The sequence below is a fragment of the Methanocrinis sp. genome (genome assembly GCF_049974945.1).
Classification (GTDB): domain Archaea; phylum Halobacteriota; class Methanosarcinia; order Methanotrichales; family Methanotrichaceae; genus Methanocrinis.
Window position 1 is genome coordinate 1 of the sequence record NZ_JBNGCU010000048.1, and the last position, 14,289, is coordinate 14,289.

Sequence of the window (14,289 nt, forward strand, 5' to 3'; positions counted from 1 at the left end):
CCTCGTCGGCGAGGACGTGGTCGAGCCCCACCGACTGGCCCGGGAACTTGGCGCTATTTCCCCAGACCTTGGCGTATCGGAAGAGCCTCACGAAGTCCCGGTGAAGGTGCTCGCAGACGGTCCGGACGGTGGAGTCCTCCAGGATCACGAGAGGATCTTTCATGTCTGCCTTGTCCCGCTGGGGCTTGAGGTATATCCTGATGAAGCCGAGGGTCTCGTATATCAGCTCTTTCAGCTCCTCGACGCCGGTCTCCTTCTCGACGGAGAGGGGTATGAAGTCGCGGCCGATCGTCCTCTTTATCTCCTCCCGGACGTCGTCGTACTCGAGATCGATCTTGTTGATCACGGCGACTTGGGGGACGTAGATTCTGTTTCCTGCGAGAAAGTCGACCAGGGTCTCGGTATCGATATCCTCCCTGATGGTCACGATCCCGTTGACTATCCCGTAGGCTCGCAGTATCTCGGCGATCTCGACCTCGGTCATCTTGGTGAGGTTGACGGTATTTCGGACGATTATGCCGCCCTTATCCGAGGAGCTGAGGGTGATGTCTGGGGGGACCTGATCGAGCCTGATCCCTGCGTCGTAGAGCTCCCGCTCCAGGACGTCGAGGCGAAAGTTGTAGACGTCCCCCATCAGAAGAATGATGTCTGCGGCCCTCGCTGCGGTGATCACCTCCCTGCCCCTGCCCTTGCCCCGAGAGGCTCCTTTTATTATGCCGGGCATGTCCAGGATCTGGATCTTGGCGCCCTTGTAGTCCATCACCCCGGGGATCACCTCCAGGGTCGTGAACTGGTAGGCTCCCACCTCGGCGTCGCTTCCCGTGAGCCTGTTCAAGAGGCTCGACTTTCCGACGGAGGGGTAGCCCACCAGGGCGACGGTGGCGTCGCCCGACTTCTTGACGTAGTAGCCCTTGCCGCCGCCGGCACCCTTGACCCTCTGCAGCTCCTGCTGAGCTTTCAGCTTCGCTATCTTGGCCCTGAGCTTTCCTATGTGATGCTCTGTAGCCTTGTTCTTCTGGGTGTTGAAGATCTCCTCTTCTATCGCCTGGATCTGCTCATCGATCGTCGCCATCTATAACCTGCCTTAAAACGGCCCCGGCCAGCTTCTCCGCCTTTCACCGCCGGGAAACGCCTTTCTCAGCCCGGTGGGGGCGCTTACATATTAATGGTTTGGTTTCGATGGGCGAGGGTCCGGGTCCGCTAAAGGGGCTTTATGCCGATGAAGTCCAATGCTCCTTTGGCCAGACCGACAAATGGGACCAACTGGGAAGTCAAGAACTTTGCCAAGACTTCGATGTTGAAAGGCCAGACGGGGTAACCCTCATTTTGGCTCTGATGCTGCTGATATCTGAGACGCATCAGAGCCAGCTGCTTCTCAATCATCAACACATCTTCATCTCGCATGCTGTCCATGTGATCTATCATCTCGAGCTCCAGGCGACCAATCTTCTCCCCCAACCTCTCCAGTCGTATCCAAGCTGCATCCCTCTGAGCTATCATCTCCACGTGAATGCTCCAGAGAGGCAGAAAGAAGCTTACAAATGCCGATGCGATCGGGATTATGAGCAGTGCCGAATGGAGGGGAACGTAAGAATGGCCATACCCGGTGTGCTGACCGAGAATGACCCATCCCCCAAGATAGATCGCAGGTATCGAAATTATCAAGGCATGCCAGAGGCAAAGGTTTCCCAAGGGCTCGAAACCGCCACAGCCGTCGGGATGGTTTGGGCGGGGTCTCAGCTCTAAATCCTTCCCCAGCCTCCAAACTTTGAAGCCCGTGACCAGCATCCTCCAGGCCATGAGCCCGATGATGAAGCCGATGAAAGACTCTAGAATTGGCCCCAATACAAATAGGTAGAAGGAGCGCAAGATCTCCGGCGTCAAAGGCTCTGATCCAAAGACGACCTCCAGATAAACAGATCGCGGTTGGGCGATGAAGGCCCCCAGCCCACCTGTAATATAAGGAAACCTCACAAACCCCAGGAAGGCGAAGAAGATTGCCACAAACCACTGCCTTGGGCTGTTGAGCATCCTCTCAAAGTCTCGTATGAACTCCAGATATAGGTCCTCGGGGGCGGGGGCGGGAACGGATCTCGATGAAGAAGTCGCCGGCTGAGCCACTTCACCATCAATCTTTTCGCTATCATGGGAGACGGCGATCATGTCGCGGTTTAAGAGGGCGCACAAAGCATCCGGAATACATCCCATCAAAAGATTGAAGGCGATTAGGCTCAGGGCTGCGGCAACCATCCCTGAGATGAACATCGGATCAGCCAAGGATCTGATGGCCGCGATGGCGATCACAAGAAAAGGAAGACCTGGCAATATCCGGAAGATTCGGCGAAATATCCGGTTCCGAGCCCATCGGAATTTTTCAAGATTTTGAATGATAATTTTGATGGTTGGCGAATTATTCATTAAAGATTTTAAATTTTCGGATGACATCGATACCATTCTTCCATCCTTTTTCCTGGGTTGCTTCGGCAACAGATTGAATACAGATATGTAGTCGCTGCAATATAAAAATTTTGGTTGTCAGCGATGGTCTTTGAAGATCTCGCCGATTTTAGCAGACCTAATTGGCAGGCCCTGCAGCAACCATAACTATAAATACCGGCCTTCGGAGATCTGCACCGATCTGGGGTATACTATGAAGTGGCAAGGAAACTCAAAAAGGAAGTTCACCGGCGGAAGGCTGATCTCGAATCGTGGAAAGCGCAAGTACGAGCTGGGCAGAGAGGCAGGTGAGCCGAACGTCGACACCACCAGAAAGAAGCAGATAAGGACCAGGGGCGGCAACACCAAGATCAGGCTCCTGCGGTGTGACACGGCCCACGTCGCCGATCCCAAGACGGGAAAGTCCAAGACCGCAAAGATCGAGAGCGTGACGGACAACAGCGCAAATCTGAACTACATCAGGAGAAACATAATCACCAAGGGCGCCATCATCAAGACCGAGCTTGGAGAGGCCCGGGTCACCAGCAGGCCAGGCCAGGACGGTATCGTGAACGCGATCCTCGTTGCCGAGTGATCGGAGACAGCCGATCTGACCTCTTTTATGTACCTGATCTTCAGGTGCGGCGGGTGCGGACGCCACCTCTACGCCGAGGAGGGCGCCGCCACCAGGACCTGTCCTTGCGGGACGCGGGTTCGCCTCGACAAGGTAAAAGTCATCTCTAAGGCCGAAGATGAGAGGGCGGCGGGGGACCTGGTGAGGGCCCTCCAGATGGGGGGGCGGGAGATGACCGGCTTTTCGCCTGCGGGCTGATCCATCTTCTCGAAGAAGAACGTTCAACTGAGCAATCTGAAGGAAGCTCGACTTTGCCGTTTTATCTCCTCCGGCCGTATTCAATAAGTTTATAAACTACAGGAGCGACGGCCAATCTGGGGTGATAGATTGCCGAAAGGGAAGTTTGAATTAAAAACCATGACCGTGATAGCCGTCGCCATGATGGTCTTTGGACCCTTGGCCACAGCAACATTCTGGAGTCCGGGGACCTACGGCCTCGGATCCGGCTCTGTCTCTTGGCCCTCGAAGGACGCTCGCTCGGCTGGAGAGGTTGTAACTCTGGGCGCAGCCGAAGGCCAGGCGAACTCGCAGGAGACGGCCGCGGAGGCGGTGCAGCTCGGACGTGGCGGTCAGACGGTCACGGAGGAGCCGAACGCAACGGCGATCCAGCTCGGAAACGGCACCCAGTCGGTCTCTCAAGGGGCCACCACCGGTCCCGTACAGCTGAGCGGCTACTACGATAACATGGGAAGCTATAGGAACGTGCTCTATCCGTCCGTCATGCTCGGCGGCACCTTCAGCAGCTCCGGCGGCGGAGGATGTGGCAGCTGCGGCTGATCTACCGACGAGAGATAGAATCTTCTATTTTTTTCAGGTCACATCCACCGGTAGTGGGCGAGGACCTCGGGACGGAGGTCGCGGAGGAGGCTGTTTTCGACGTAGCCGAAGAATAGACATCCTTCGCAATCCCGGACGATCTTCTTCCGCCTCTCCGCCGAGGACTTCCAGACCCTGGCCAGGCCCTGAGAAACGTGGCCTAGAGGCTCTTTGTGGACTCTGCAGGTCTGGACCGTCCCGTCGGAGGCGACGGAGAGGACGATCTGGGGAGCGTGGCACCTGAAGTCGAGATTTCGGTCCCGGACCATCCCGAGGTAGGTGAGGGAGTTGATGATCGGTCGACCCTCTCTCTTCATCTCGATGAGCCTGTTGACCGCCCTCCTGTACTCGGGAAGGTCTGAGTCTCCGACCCCCATATCTTTCCAGACCTCCCCTTCGACCGCCGGGGTCTGGTGGAGGGGCTCAAAGGAGATGAGGGTCCCCAGCTCCTCGGCGAGGCTGACGAGGTCTTCGAGCTCGGAGAGGTTCTTTCGGCTGATGACGCAGTTCATCAGGACCGAATGGCCCCTCTCCCGAGCGGCCCTGATCCCCTTCAGGACCGGCTCGATGGAAGCACCCCGGATCTCTCCGTAGGTCTCGATCCCGTCTACGGAGACGGAGAGGAGGTCGAGGTCCTCGAGCTCGTGGACCCTCCCGGAGAGGAGCTGGCCGTTGGTGATGAGGGAGGTCGCGATCCCCAGGGACTTGGCCCGGCGGAGGATCTCGGGAAGGTCGGCCCGGAGGAGGGGTTCGGCGGTCCAGGCGTTATAGACCCCGATCCCGAAGGACCTGGCGTCCTTTAGCATGGCGAAGATCGCCTCAGTGGTCATCTCCGGGCCTGGGGTTCGCCAGTACTCGCAGAAGGGGCAGCGGAGGTTGCAGCGGGCGTTGATCCCGTGGGAGAGGACGAAGGGCCTCTTTCGAAGCCTCATCTGGACCAGGGCCCTGAGGGCGGTCTTTGGGTGGAAGGTGGTCATATAAACCGAAGAACCTCTTCAGATCTCACTTCAGGAGCCTGGGGGGGACGACCTGGCCCGCGAGGAAGACGCTCCGGTCCTCGCCCCGGCGGATCAGCTCGCCTCTCCCCCCAGCCACCAGAACCTCCGGGCACCGGGGCTGGCCGTTGTAGACCGAGGCCATGGAGAATCCGTAAGCTCCGGCGTCCAGCATCGCCACGAGGTCGCCCCTCTCGACTTCGGGGAGGTCTCGATCCCTGGCCAAAACGTCGCCGCTCTCGCAGATGGGGCCGACGACGGTGTACCTCTCCTTGGGCTTTCGGTCCGCCTTGTTGGCGACTATGGCGTGATGGTAGGCGTCGTAGAGCATCGGCCTTGCCAGGAGGTTGAAGCCGGCGTCGACGCCGACGAAGTTGACGTGGGCCCGCTTGACGACGTTCACCCTGGTGAGGAAGAGGGTGGTATCGGCGATGATGCTCCTGCCCGGCTCCAGGATCATCCGGGGCGATATCCCCATCTCCCGGCATCGATCTCTGAATACCGGCAAGATCCCGGCGGCGAGGTCCGCCGGGGCGGGAGCCTCCGTCCCGGGAGAGTAGGCGATCCCGAGCCCTCCGCCGAAGTCCATCATCTCGATCTCGCCCCCGATCTCGACGATCTCTTCGGCCAGGTCCATCATCTTAGATGCCGCCTCGATGAAGGGGGAGGTATCCAGGATCTGAGACCCGATGTGACAGTGGAGGCCGATGGGCTTTATCCCCTCCAGGCTCATGGCGGTCCTGTAGACCTCGACGATCTCCCGCCAGGGGATCCCGAACTTGGAGGTCTTGAGACCCGTGGCGATCTTGGGATGGGTCTCGGCGGAGACGTCGGGGTTCACCCGAAAGGCCACCTCGACCTCCTCGTCCATCTCCCTCGCAACCTCTGAGAGGGCCAAAAGCTCGTCCAGAGAGTCGGCTGAGACCCGGACGCCGGCCTCGACGGCCATCTCCAGCTCCCCGGTGCTCTTCGAGTTGCCGTTGAAGAGGACCTTCTCCATGGGTATCCCCGCCATCCGCACCAGGGAGAGCTCGCCTGCGGAGAAGACATCCGCCCCCAGCCCCTCCTCGGCCAGCACCCGGAGGAGGGCCAGGTTCCCGTTGGCCTTGACCGCGAAGTAGATCCAGGCCTCAGGGAAGGCCTCCCGGTAAGCCCTTGCGTTCTCCCTCAGCCTCTCCTCGCTTGTAACGTAAAGGGGCGTTCCGAACTTTTCGGCCAGGTCCACGACATCGACCCCCTCGATCAAAAGGTGGCCTCCTTGCGCCCTCAGGTGATCCTTCGTCCCGAACATAGCTCTGGATGTAGGATCTAGGCCCGTAAATCCTTTTTCATCGCCCACCACTCAAGCGGCCCTATCCGCTGGGGTTGTTGATAGATCTCTCGCCTATCGTCGATCCCGCCCGTCGAGAGGGCGCTCTGGAGGTTAAGTTTATAATTATGCAGATCAAAATAACTATTTGTTCTATCAGCGAGGTGGTTTTAATGGCGATAATGGTGCCCAAAGGCACGGATATAGAACGCGAGGAGGAGAAGATGACCGAGGAGGAGAAGATCGAAGAGAAGAAGAAAGGCGAGGCGGACGAGGTCGAGGAGGAGTACCCCCTGAACTTCGCCGAGGCCGCGGCTTTCCTCCGGGAGCTGGCAGACACCCTGGAGAAGAGGGATATGATCGAGATCGGCCTCTCTCAGCGGCAGATCCAGGTCAACGCCGAAGAGCCGATCACCCTGGAGATCTCCTACAAAGAAGACGCCAAAAAAAGGAAGCTCGAGGTGGAGCTGGAGATCAAAGAGCACTTCGGTGCGACGGGAAAAGAGGGTGGAAGGCCGACGGTGAGATGAAAATTTGACGGCATCGAACCGGGGAGAGGTGGTCTCCGTCCGGGGCAGCGTCGTAGATGCGCGGTTCACCGAGTCGCTGCCCGAGATCAACAGCGTCCTTGCTGCCGGCGACGACGGTCGGGTCCTGATCGAGGTGCTGATCCACCTCGACTCCGAGACGGTGAGGGGGATCGCCCTAACCCCCACCTCGGGGCTGGCTCGCGGCGCTCCGGTGACCGATACCGGCCAGCCGCTGACGGCCCCGGTGGGAGAGGGGCTTCTGGGCAGGGTCTTCAACGTCTTCGGCTCGCCGATAGACCAGAAGGAAGAGCTTGAGGCGAAGGAGCTCCGATCCATACACCAGAGGCCGCCTCCGATATCTCAGCGGACCACCACCTCCGAGATCTTCGAGACCGGAATCAAGGCGATCGACGTCCTCTCCCCCCTGGAACGGGGCGGCAAGGCCGGTCTCTTCGGCGGGGCCGGCGTCGGCAAGACCGTCCTGATCATGGAGCTGATCAACAACATCGCAGGCAGATACGAGGGAATCAGCATCTTCTGCGGCATCGGAGAGCGGTCTCGAGAGGGTGAAGAGCTCTACCGGGAGATCCAGGACGTGGACGTCCTGGACAAGACGATCCTCGTCTTCGGCCAGATGAACGAGCCTCCGGGGGCGAGGTTCCGGGTCGGCCACGCCGCCCTCACCATGGCCGAGTACTTCAGGGACGATCTCAGGCAGGACGTCCTCCTCCTGATCGATAACATATTCCGCTTCGTCCAGGCCGGCTCCGAGGTCTCGGGACTGATGGGCCAGCTGCCTTCGAGGGTGGGATATCAGCCGACCCTGGCGACGGAGCTGGCGGAGTTCGAGGAGAGGATCTGCAGCACCAGGGATGGGGCGATAACCTCAGTTCAGGCGGTATACGTCCCCGCCGACGACTTCACAGACCCGGCCGTCGCCCACGCCTTCGGCCACCTCTCCGCCTCCATCGTCTTATCGAGGAAGATGGCAAGCCAAGGCCTCTATCCGGCGATAGACCCACTCCAATCGCGGTCGAGGATGCTGAGCCCCACCATAGTCGGATCGAAGCACTACAGCACGGCCCAGAGGATCCGAAGGACCCTCGCGGAGTATGAGGAGCTGAAAGACGTCATCGCCATGCTGGGGCTTGAGGAGCTCTCCGAGGACGACCAGAAGACCGTCAATCGGGCCCGTCGACTGGAGCGGTTTTTGACCCAGCCCTTCGCCACGACGGAGCACTTCACCGGTCAGGAGGGTAAGATGGTGGGGGTGGAAGACGCCCTCGACGGATGCGAGCGGATCTTGAACGATGAGTTCTACGACTATCCGGAGAAGTCCCTCTACATGATCGGAAATATCGAGGACGCGGAGATATGAGGCTGAAGGTTCTTCTCCCCATGACCGTCCTCATCGACGAGGAGGTGACGAAGGTCGTGGCCGAGGCAGAGAACGGGTCCTTCTGCCTGCTTCCGAGGCACATAGACTTTGTAGCCGCCCTGGTGCCCGGAATACTCTCATTCGAGTCCGATGAGGGGGAGGAGTTTCTCGCCATCGACGAGGGGATCTTGATCAAATGCGCTTCCATGGTCGCGGTCTCGACGAGGAAGGCGATGCGAAGCAGGGATCTGGGGATGCTGAAGAGGACGGTTCGAGAGGAGTTTCGGGCGCGGGACGAGAGGGAGAAGAAGACCCGCACCATCCTCGCGAAGCTCGAGGCGGATTTCGCGAAAAGCGTCTTTGAGAAGATGTAGCTTTGGGAAGGGACGATGGAGAGAGATCGGGAAGAGTTCGCCGAAGAGATCGGCTCAAAGGAAGAGCGTAAGATCAAGGCTCGGAGGGAGAGGGCGAGAGGAATCTGGTTTGGCCTCGGGATGATGGGCGTCATCGGCTGGTCGGTGGCCGTTCCCACCCTGATCGGCGTGGCCATCGGGGTCTGGATCGACACGAGATATCCCGGCCCCATCTCCTGGACCCTCGTATTTCTATCGGCCGGCCTGATCCTGGGGTGCGTCAACGCCTGGTACTGGGTCAAAAAAGAGCAGATCGAGATCGAGGGGAGAAGACCAGAGATCGAGGAGAGAACGTCGGATGAATGAGCATCTTTTGCCGATATTCACCTTCAGCTTTGGGATCGGGCTTGGAGTCTTCTTCTTCGGGGGCCTCTGGCTGACGATCAACCGGCTTCACAGCTCTGAGTGGCCGATCTTTCTGACCCTGGGGAGCTTCCTCTTTCGGTCGGCGGTCTGCATCATGGGATTTTATCTCGTCGTCGGAACCGGGCTTGAGGGATTGGCCTTCGCCCTCGCAGGATTCCTCCTGACCAAGATCGTCCTGGTCAGCCGTCTTGGCCGGCACCCCGATAGGAGGGCGATCTGATATGGTCGAGCTGAGCCCAGACCAGGCGGTCCTCTGGAGGTGGGAGTTTGTCACCATCAACGAGACGATCCTCTTCACCTGGCTTGTGATAGGAATTATGGTCTTTATGGCCTGGGCGGCGACGCGAGACCTCTCGACGACGCCTCCCTTCTCCAGGAGGCAGGTCGCATTGGAGACTATCATCAGCTACATGAGAAATGAGATTCGGGAGATAGCCCGCAGAGACTCCGATCCTTACCTGCCCTTCTCCGGGACCCTCTTCTTGTTCCTCTCCCTCTCCAGCATCCTCGGGGTCGTTCCGGGCTACCGCTCGCCGACCAGTTCGTTATCCACTACGGCCGCCCTGGCCGCTTGCGTCTTCTTCGCTGTGCCGATCTACGGGATCTTGCAGCAGGGCGTCTCCGACTACTTCAGACGCTACATCCAGCCGACGCCGTTGATGCTCCCCTTCAACGTCATCGGTGAGATCTCTCGGACGGTGGCCCTGGCCCTCAGGCTCTTCGGGAACATGATGAGCCAGACCCTCCTCGTCGCCGTTCTGATCTCCCTTGCACCCCTCTTTCTGCCAGTGATAATGGACCTCTTCGGGCTGTTGATCGGCCAGGTCCAGGCCTACATCTTCGCAGTTCTGGCCACAGTCTACATAGTATCTGCCAGCTCAGATGAGGGGGCGGGTGAAGGGGAGATCGAAGAAGAGGAGACGGAAGGAGAAATGAAACAAGAACCTGAAGGAGGAACTTGACATGGCTGCGATAGATACCATAGGTACAGCTTCCATAATCATATCTGGCCTGACGATCGCCATAGGCTCTATAGGGCCTGCGGTGGGAGAGAGCTGGGCCCTCTCCCGCGCCCTGAGCGCCATCGCTCAGCAGCCCGACGAGGCGAACACCATCACCAGGACGCTCTTTGTAGGCCTTGCGATGATCGAGTCCACCGCCATCTACTGCTTCGTTATATCCATAATCCTGATCTTCTCCAATCCGTTCTGGGACTACGCGATCGGAATGGGTGGATGACGTTGCAGATCGATTATTTCACGATGCTGGCTCAGATCGTGAACTTTCTGATCCTGGTGCTGCTCTTGAGGCACTTCCTGTATGCGCCGGTCCTGAAGCTGATGGACGAGCGGGAGCGGGAGATCTCGTCCCGGCTGGAGGAGGTTGAAGTGAAGAAGGAGGTGGCCGAGGAGGAGGCGGAGTCCTATCGCAGAAAGAGGCAGGAGATCTCGGCGGAGCACGAGGAGATGCTGATCAGGGCGAAGGAGGATGCCAAGAAGTTCAGGGCGGACCTCGAAAAGAAGGCGGTGGCCGAGGTGGAGAGGAACAAGGCCGAGTGGTACGATGCGGTAGAGAGCTCGAAGAAGGCGTTCCTCGACGACCTCCGAGAGCGGACCGGACGGCAGGTATACGCCATATGTCGCCGCGCCCTCCGAGACCTGGCGGGCGAGGTGCTGGAGCGGCAGATTATCAGGACCTTCGTCGAGCGGCTGGAGTGGATGGAGGATGCAGAAAAAGAGGGCTTCAAGGAGTTTTATAAATATCCAGAGCAGCTTATCCTGGTCAGAAGCGCCTTCGAGATCCCTGGGGATGTCCAGCAGAGGATCAAGGAGGTTCTGCGGGATCAGACCAGCACCGATGTGAGGGTCCATTTCGAGATCGACGAAGAGCTGATCTCCGGGATTGAGATGAGCGCGCGAAACTCGGAGATCTCCTGGAGCATCGCGGGGTATCTCGACTCCCTGGAAGCGGACTTCTCGCGGATGATCGAAGAGAGAGCTCCAAAATAAGCGGGTCGAAGATGAATATGAGGAAGGGGGACGAGGCGGTCAGGGAGGCCATGGGCGACGCCTTCGAGGTCGTCGGCCACGCCCTTGAAAGCCGGAAGACCGAGCTGAAGTTCGAGGAGATCGGGATCGTCTCCTTTGTGGGCAAGGGGTTCGCCCGCATCAGAGGGCTGCCCCACGTTCGGTCTGAGGAGGTCGTCGTATTTTCTGGGGGCAAGCTCGGTATCGCCTTCAACCTCGACCCAGAAGAGGTGGCCGTCATCACCCTCGACAAGAGCGAGAAGATACGTGCCGGTCAGGTGGTGCATCGGACCGGAAGGGTCATGGAGGTGCCGGTGGGCGATGAGCTCCTGGGCCGGGTCGTGGACGTGTTGGGCAGATCCCTGGACGAGGACGGGCCGATCACGACCTCGGAGAGGAGGCGCATCGAGCGCGAGGCTCCGGCGATCATGGATCGCTCTCCCGTCGACATCCCCCTCGAGACCGGGGTGATGGTGGTGGACGCCATGGTTCCCATCGGCCGCGGTCAGAGAGAGCTGATCCTCGGCGACCGGCAGACCGGCAAGACCGCCGTCGCCATCGACGCCATCATCAATCAGAGGGATAAGGATGTCATCTGCGTCTACAACTCGATAGGTCAGGAGACGTCGGAGGTGGCGAAGACGATCGCAGATCTCCGAAAGCACGACGCCATGGAGGAGTGCATAGCTGTCGTGGCTGCAGGGGACGATCCTCCCGGCATCAACTACATTGCCCCCTACTCCGCCACCACCATGGCCGAGTACTTCGTGGAGAGGGGGCGGGACGTTCTGATCGTATACGACGATCTGACCCGGCACGCCCGCTCTTACCGGGAGCTATCCCTCCTCCTCCGCCGCCCTCCCGGAAGGGAGGCCTTCCCCGGGGACATATTCTACATCCATTCGAGGCTCCTGGAGAGGGCCACCAACCTCAAAGATGGCGGCTCCCTCACCGCCCTACCAATAATCGAGACCCAGGCCCAGGATATCTCCGCCTACATCCCCACAAACCTAATCTCCATCACCGATGGCCAGATCTACCTCTCTCCCGAGCTTTACGGGAAGGGGATCCTCCCGGCCGTCGACGTTGGGATGTCCGTCTCCCGGGTGGGAGGAAAGAGCCAGCTTGCCGCATACTCCAAGGTGGCTGGCGATCTCCGCCTCACCTACTCCACGTTCGAGGACCTGGAGGCCTATACGCGGTTCGGAACACGGCTCGACGAGGATACCAGGAGGACCCTCGAACGGGGGCAACGGATCCGCGAAATATTGAAGCAGCCCCAGTTCGAGCCGATCTCATCTTCTGAGCAGATTGCGGCCCTTCTGGCGGTGACGTCGGGGCTCTTGGACACCCTTCCCCTCAAAGAGGTCGCCTCAGCGAAGGAGGAGATCAGAAAGGCCCTTCGGGAGAGGCAGCCGGAGATCATTCAGAAGATCAAGTCGGGCGAGAGGCTCAGCGAAGAAGATCGAGATCTTCTTCTGAAGAGCTTCAGAGACGCTCTTGGAGGATGAGAAGGGGGCTATAAGAGGCAGATTATGGAAGAGCTCGAGAAGGTGAAGAGGAAGATCAAGAACGCGGGGGAGCTTCAGTCGGTGGTCAAGATCATGAAGGCCATCAGCTCTACGAACATCCGCGAATACGAGAGGGCGGTTGAATCTCTCGGCGAGTACGCGAGGTCCATCGAGATGGGGCTTGCGGTGGTGATGAAGAGCGAGAAGATCATCCCGGCCTTATTCCCCTCCGGGAAGGGGGAGCTTCTGGGGGCGGTGATCTTCGGCTCCGATCAGGGGCTCTGCGGCAAGTTCAACGAGCAGATCGCAAGCTTTGCCCTCGTCGAGATCGCCGGGATGGGCTACGAGGCGACGAGGGCCGTGGCCGTCGGCGAGCGGGTCATCCCCCACCTCGAAGATGGGGGGCTCTCGATCGAGGCCCACTTCACCTTCTCTGGAGACTTCCTCGGCATAACTGATGTGATGGGGGAGGTTCTGGTCAAGATCGAGGAGTGGCGGATCGATGGCGGCCTCGATCGGATAGTCCTCTTCTACAACAGGCCGGAATCGGGACCTTTAGCGACGTTCCGCCCCTCCATGGCCGATCTCCTCCCCCTCGACGCCGAGGAGATGAACGAACTTTCTGAGAGGAGGTGGCCCTCGAGGTCCCTTCCCACCTTCTCCATGGACCCGGAGCGACTCTTCTCCTCCCTGGTGAGGGAGCAGATCTTCACCTCCCTTTACCGGGCCTTCGTAGAGTCGCTGGCGAGCGAGAACGCCAGCAGGCTCTCATCGATGCAGGCGGCGGAGAGGAACATAGAAGAGCACCTGAACGAGCTGTCCGTCCAATACCGCAAAAGGCGGCAGGAGGCGATCTCCTCGGAGATGCAGGACGTGCTGGTGGGGTTTGAGGCTCTGATGGGAGAGAGGAGGAGGGGCTAGCGCTTAATCTTCCCCTTTTCTGCACCCTCCGCTCAAAGAACGCATAATTTTCTCAGTCTCAGGATTGAGCCTTCATCAGGCGAAATTCCGCCATATCTGTTAATCCGATATTTACGATCAGATATTTATAAATATATAAACATAGATCAGTTATCATGATTGCGTGGATCTAAGCTAGGTTCAAGTTACAGCATTGATGCATGTCGATTACAAAAAACCGATAGCAGGAAAAATGATGAGCGTTCAAACTGTTAATGCGAAATGCCGGATCCAAAAAAAAATTTCTGATTTTTTGTAAGACGCATAGGGCAGATATCTAGGCCAACCTTGTTAGAAAATTCATTCCTTCCCCGATCCTACAAGCTCAAAGGCGAAGCTGATATATTGCTGTGCACACATACACAGATGCATGGGGACCAAGACCCTTTCAATCCGAGAAGAGACCTACGAGATGCTGAAGGGCGAAAAGAGAGCGGGGGAGAGCTTCAGCGACGTAATCGATAGGCTGATGAGACGGGAGAAGTTCGACCTCAAAGATTACTTCGGCGCCATCAAGGACGAAGACCTGCTGAGAGGGCTTGAAGAGGACTCCAGGAGGATCAGAGAGCTATCGAGGTCGAGGGTATGATAGTCCTCGATACCAGCGCCCTCATCGATCTCTTCAGAGGATCTGATCTGATCCAAGAATTCGTCAGGGAGGAGGCGGCCACCACCATGATAAGCTGCTATGAGATCTTCGCCGGGATCAACCACAGAAAGTCCGAGAGGGAGGAGCAGTTCTTCAGACGATTTTTCTCCGGCATGGAGATCCTGGACTTCGACATGAGGGCTGCCGAAAAGGCTGGCGTGATCATGGGCCGTCTACTGGGCCAGGGAACGCCCGTGAACACGCTAGACGTTTTATAGTCTAAAACCAAACTTTAATAACTAATAAGGCAATAGCAGTGTACATG

Annotated in this window: 19 protein-coding genes; 15 read left to right on the forward strand and 4 right to left on the reverse strand. The window is 58.6% G+C overall.

Annotated features, from left to right (window positions below; translation table 11 throughout):
- Positions 1 to 1,072 (reverse strand): OBG GTPase family GTP-binding protein (locus ACP5EL_RS06105; protein WP_428401610.1); only part of this gene is annotated, 1,072 nt, incomplete at its 3' end.
- Positions 1,073 to 1,200: 128 nt separating this feature from the next.
- Positions 1,201 to 2,487: a hypothetical protein gene (locus ACP5EL_RS06110; RefSeq protein ID WP_428401611.1), complete on the reverse strand. Its 1,287-nt coding sequence runs from the start codon at positions 2,485 to 2,487 to the stop codon at positions 1,201 to 1,203.
- Between the two features lie 163 nt (positions 2,488 to 2,650).
- Between ACP5EL_RS06110 and ACP5EL_RS06115 the strand changes: the two genes are divergently transcribed.
- The 3 genes from ACP5EL_RS06115 to ACP5EL_RS06125 all read left to right on the forward strand — a co-directional run bounded on the left by ACP5EL_RS06115 (position 2,651) and on the right by ACP5EL_RS06125 (position 3,847).
- Complete coding sequence (locus ACP5EL_RS06115; RefSeq protein ID WP_428401612.1) at positions 2,651 to 3,031, forward strand: 30S ribosomal protein S8e; 381 nt, start codon at positions 2,651 to 2,653, stop codon at positions 3,029 to 3,031.
- A 27-nt stretch (positions 3,032 to 3,058) separates the two neighbouring features.
- Positions 3,059 to 3,268, forward strand: a complete 210-nt coding sequence (locus ACP5EL_RS06120; protein WP_428401613.1) for a DUF1922 domain-containing protein — start codon at positions 3,059 to 3,061, stop codon at positions 3,266 to 3,268.
- A gap of 159 nt (positions 3,269 to 3,427) precedes the next feature.
- On the forward strand, positions 3,428 to 3,847 hold the full coding sequence (locus tag ACP5EL_RS06125) for a hypothetical protein (protein WP_428401614.1): 420 nt from the start codon (positions 3,428 to 3,430) through the stop codon (positions 3,845 to 3,847).
- Between the two features lie 38 nt (positions 3,848 to 3,885).
- On the opposite strand, the gene ACP5EL_RS06130 is transcribed toward ACP5EL_RS06125, so the two are convergent.
- A complete protein-coding gene (locus tag ACP5EL_RS06130) occupies positions 3,886 to 4,863 on the reverse strand; it encodes a radical SAM protein (RefSeq protein ID WP_428401615.1) in 978 nt (325 codons plus the stop codon).
- 25 nt (positions 4,864 to 4,888) lie between these two features.
- Entirely contained in the window at positions 4,889 to 6,172 is a 1,284-nt protein-coding gene (gene lysA, locus ACP5EL_RS06135; protein ID WP_428401616.1) for a diaminopimelate decarboxylase, read from the reverse strand.
- A 191-nt stretch (positions 6,173 to 6,363) separates the two neighbouring features.
- Here lysA and ACP5EL_RS06140 point away from each other — a divergent pair, with 191 nt between their 5' ends.
- From ACP5EL_RS06140 to ACP5EL_RS06195, 12 genes are all read left to right on the forward strand, one after another.
- Complete coding sequence (locus ACP5EL_RS06140; protein WP_428401617.1) at positions 6,364 to 6,720, forward strand: amphi-Trp domain-containing protein; 357 nt, start codon at positions 6,364 to 6,366, stop codon at positions 6,718 to 6,720.
- Between the two features lie 4 nt (positions 6,721 to 6,724).
- The gene (gene atpD / locus ACP5EL_RS06145) at positions 6,725 to 8,098 is read left to right on the forward strand and encodes a F0F1 ATP synthase subunit beta (RefSeq protein ID WP_428401618.1); all 1,374 of its coding nucleotides are present in this window, start codon (positions 6,725 to 6,727) and stop codon (positions 8,096 to 8,098) included.
- Positions 8,095 to 8,472, forward strand: a complete 378-nt coding sequence (locus tag ACP5EL_RS06150; protein ID WP_428401619.1) for a F0F1 ATP synthase subunit epsilon — start codon at positions 8,095 to 8,097, stop codon at positions 8,470 to 8,472. The genes atpD and ACP5EL_RS06150 overlap by 4 nt, the downstream gene beginning before the upstream one ends.
- A gap of 15 nt (positions 8,473 to 8,487) precedes the next feature.
- The gene (locus tag ACP5EL_RS06155; RefSeq protein WP_428401620.1) at positions 8,488 to 8,817 is read left to right on the forward strand and encodes an AtpZ/AtpI family protein; all 330 of its coding nucleotides are present in this window, start codon (positions 8,488 to 8,490) and stop codon (positions 8,815 to 8,817) included.
- Positions 8,810 to 9,097: an ATP synthase subunit I gene (locus ACP5EL_RS06160; protein WP_428401621.1), complete on the forward strand. Its 288-nt coding sequence runs from the start codon at positions 8,810 to 8,812 to the stop codon at positions 9,095 to 9,097. Before ACP5EL_RS06155 ends, ACP5EL_RS06160 begins: the two co-directional genes overlap by 8 nt.
- Position 9,098: 1 nt before the next feature.
- On the forward strand, positions 9,099 to 9,839 hold the full coding sequence (locus ACP5EL_RS06165; RefSeq protein ID WP_428401622.1) for a F0F1 ATP synthase subunit A: 741 nt from the start codon (positions 9,099 to 9,101) through the stop codon (positions 9,837 to 9,839).
- Between the two features lies 1 nt (position 9,840).
- Positions 9,841 to 10,116 (forward strand): F0F1 ATP synthase subunit C, encoded by a 276-nt coding sequence (locus ACP5EL_RS06170; RefSeq protein WP_428401623.1) that lies wholly within the window; start codon positions 9,841 to 9,843, stop codon positions 10,114 to 10,116.
- Positions 10,113 to 10,886: a F0F1 ATP synthase subunit delta gene (locus tag ACP5EL_RS06175; RefSeq protein WP_428401624.1), complete on the forward strand. Its 774-nt coding sequence runs from the start codon at positions 10,113 to 10,115 to the stop codon at positions 10,884 to 10,886. Before ACP5EL_RS06170 ends, ACP5EL_RS06175 begins: the two co-directional genes overlap by 4 nt.
- 50 nt (positions 10,887 to 10,936) lie before the next feature.
- Positions 10,937 to 12,415, forward strand: coding sequence for an alternate F1F0 ATPase, F1 subunit alpha (locus tag ACP5EL_RS06180; protein ID WP_428401628.1), 1,479 nt, complete (start codon positions 10,937 to 10,939; stop codon positions 12,413 to 12,415).
- A 24-nt stretch (positions 12,416 to 12,439) separates the two neighbouring features.
- Positions 12,440 to 13,336: a F0F1 ATP synthase subunit gamma gene (locus ACP5EL_RS06185; protein WP_428401625.1), complete on the forward strand. Its 897-nt coding sequence runs from the start codon at positions 12,440 to 12,442 to the stop codon at positions 13,334 to 13,336.
- 409 nt (positions 13,337 to 13,745) lie between these two features.
- Complete coding sequence (locus ACP5EL_RS06190; RefSeq protein ID WP_428401626.1) at positions 13,746 to 13,964, forward strand: antitoxin VapB family protein; 219 nt, start codon at positions 13,746 to 13,748, stop codon at positions 13,962 to 13,964.
- The gene (locus tag ACP5EL_RS06195; protein WP_428401627.1) at positions 13,961 to 14,242 is read left to right on the forward strand and encodes a type II toxin-antitoxin system VapC family toxin; all 282 of its coding nucleotides are present in this window, start codon (positions 13,961 to 13,963) and stop codon (positions 14,240 to 14,242) included. Before ACP5EL_RS06190 ends, ACP5EL_RS06195 begins: the two co-directional genes overlap by 4 nt.
- Positions 14,243 to 14,289: the final 47 nt, after the last annotated feature.

Bases quoted from the DNA above. Each gene is read 5' to 3' on its own strand.
- ACP5EL_RS06115 (WP_428401612.1), top strand. From the start codon at position 2,651: ATGAAGTGGCAAGGAAACTCAAAAAGGAAGTTCACCGGCGGAAGGCTG.
- ACP5EL_RS06120 (WP_428401613.1), top strand. From the start codon at position 3,059: ATGTACCTGATCTTCAGGTGCGGCGGGTGCGGACGCCACCTCTACGCC.
- ACP5EL_RS06125 (WP_428401614.1), top strand. From the start codon at position 3,428: ATGACCGTGATAGCCGTCGCCATGATGGTCTTTGGACCCTTGGCCACA.
- ACP5EL_RS06130 (WP_428401615.1), bottom strand. From the start codon at position 4,863: ATGACCACCTTCCACCCAAAGACCGCCCTCAGGGCCCTGGTCCAGATG.
- lysA (WP_428401616.1), bottom strand. From the start codon at position 6,172: ATGTTCGGGACGAAGGATCACCTGAGGGCGCAAGGAGGCCACCTTTTG.
- ACP5EL_RS06140 (WP_428401617.1), top strand. From the start codon at position 6,364: ATGGCGATAATGGTGCCCAAAGGCACGGATATAGAACGCGAGGAGGAG.
- ACP5EL_RS06150 (WP_428401619.1), top strand. From the start codon at position 8,095: ATGAGGCTGAAGGTTCTTCTCCCCATGACCGTCCTCATCGACGAGGAG.
- ACP5EL_RS06155 (WP_428401620.1), top strand. From the start codon at position 8,488: ATGGAGAGAGATCGGGAAGAGTTCGCCGAAGAGATCGGCTCAAAGGAA.
- ACP5EL_RS06160 (WP_428401621.1), top strand. From the start codon at position 8,810: ATGAATGAGCATCTTTTGCCGATATTCACCTTCAGCTTTGGGATCGGG.
- ACP5EL_RS06165 (WP_428401622.1), top strand. From the start codon at position 9,099: ATGGTCGAGCTGAGCCCAGACCAGGCGGTCCTCTGGAGGTGGGAGTTT.
- ACP5EL_RS06170 (WP_428401623.1), top strand. From the start codon at position 9,841: ATGGCTGCGATAGATACCATAGGTACAGCTTCCATAATCATATCTGGC.
- ACP5EL_RS06175 (WP_428401624.1), top strand. From the start codon at position 10,113: ATGACGTTGCAGATCGATTATTTCACGATGCTGGCTCAGATCGTGAAC.
- ACP5EL_RS06180 (WP_428401628.1), top strand. From the start codon at position 10,937: ATGGGCGACGCCTTCGAGGTCGTCGGCCACGCCCTTGAAAGCCGGAAG.
- ACP5EL_RS06185 (WP_428401625.1), top strand. From the start codon at position 12,440: ATGGAAGAGCTCGAGAAGGTGAAGAGGAAGATCAAGAACGCGGGGGAG.
- ACP5EL_RS06190 (WP_428401626.1), top strand. From the start codon at position 13,746: ATGGGGACCAAGACCCTTTCAATCCGAGAAGAGACCTACGAGATGCTG.
- ACP5EL_RS06195 (WP_428401627.1), top strand. From the start codon at position 13,961: ATGATAGTCCTCGATACCAGCGCCCTCATCGATCTCTTCAGAGGATCT.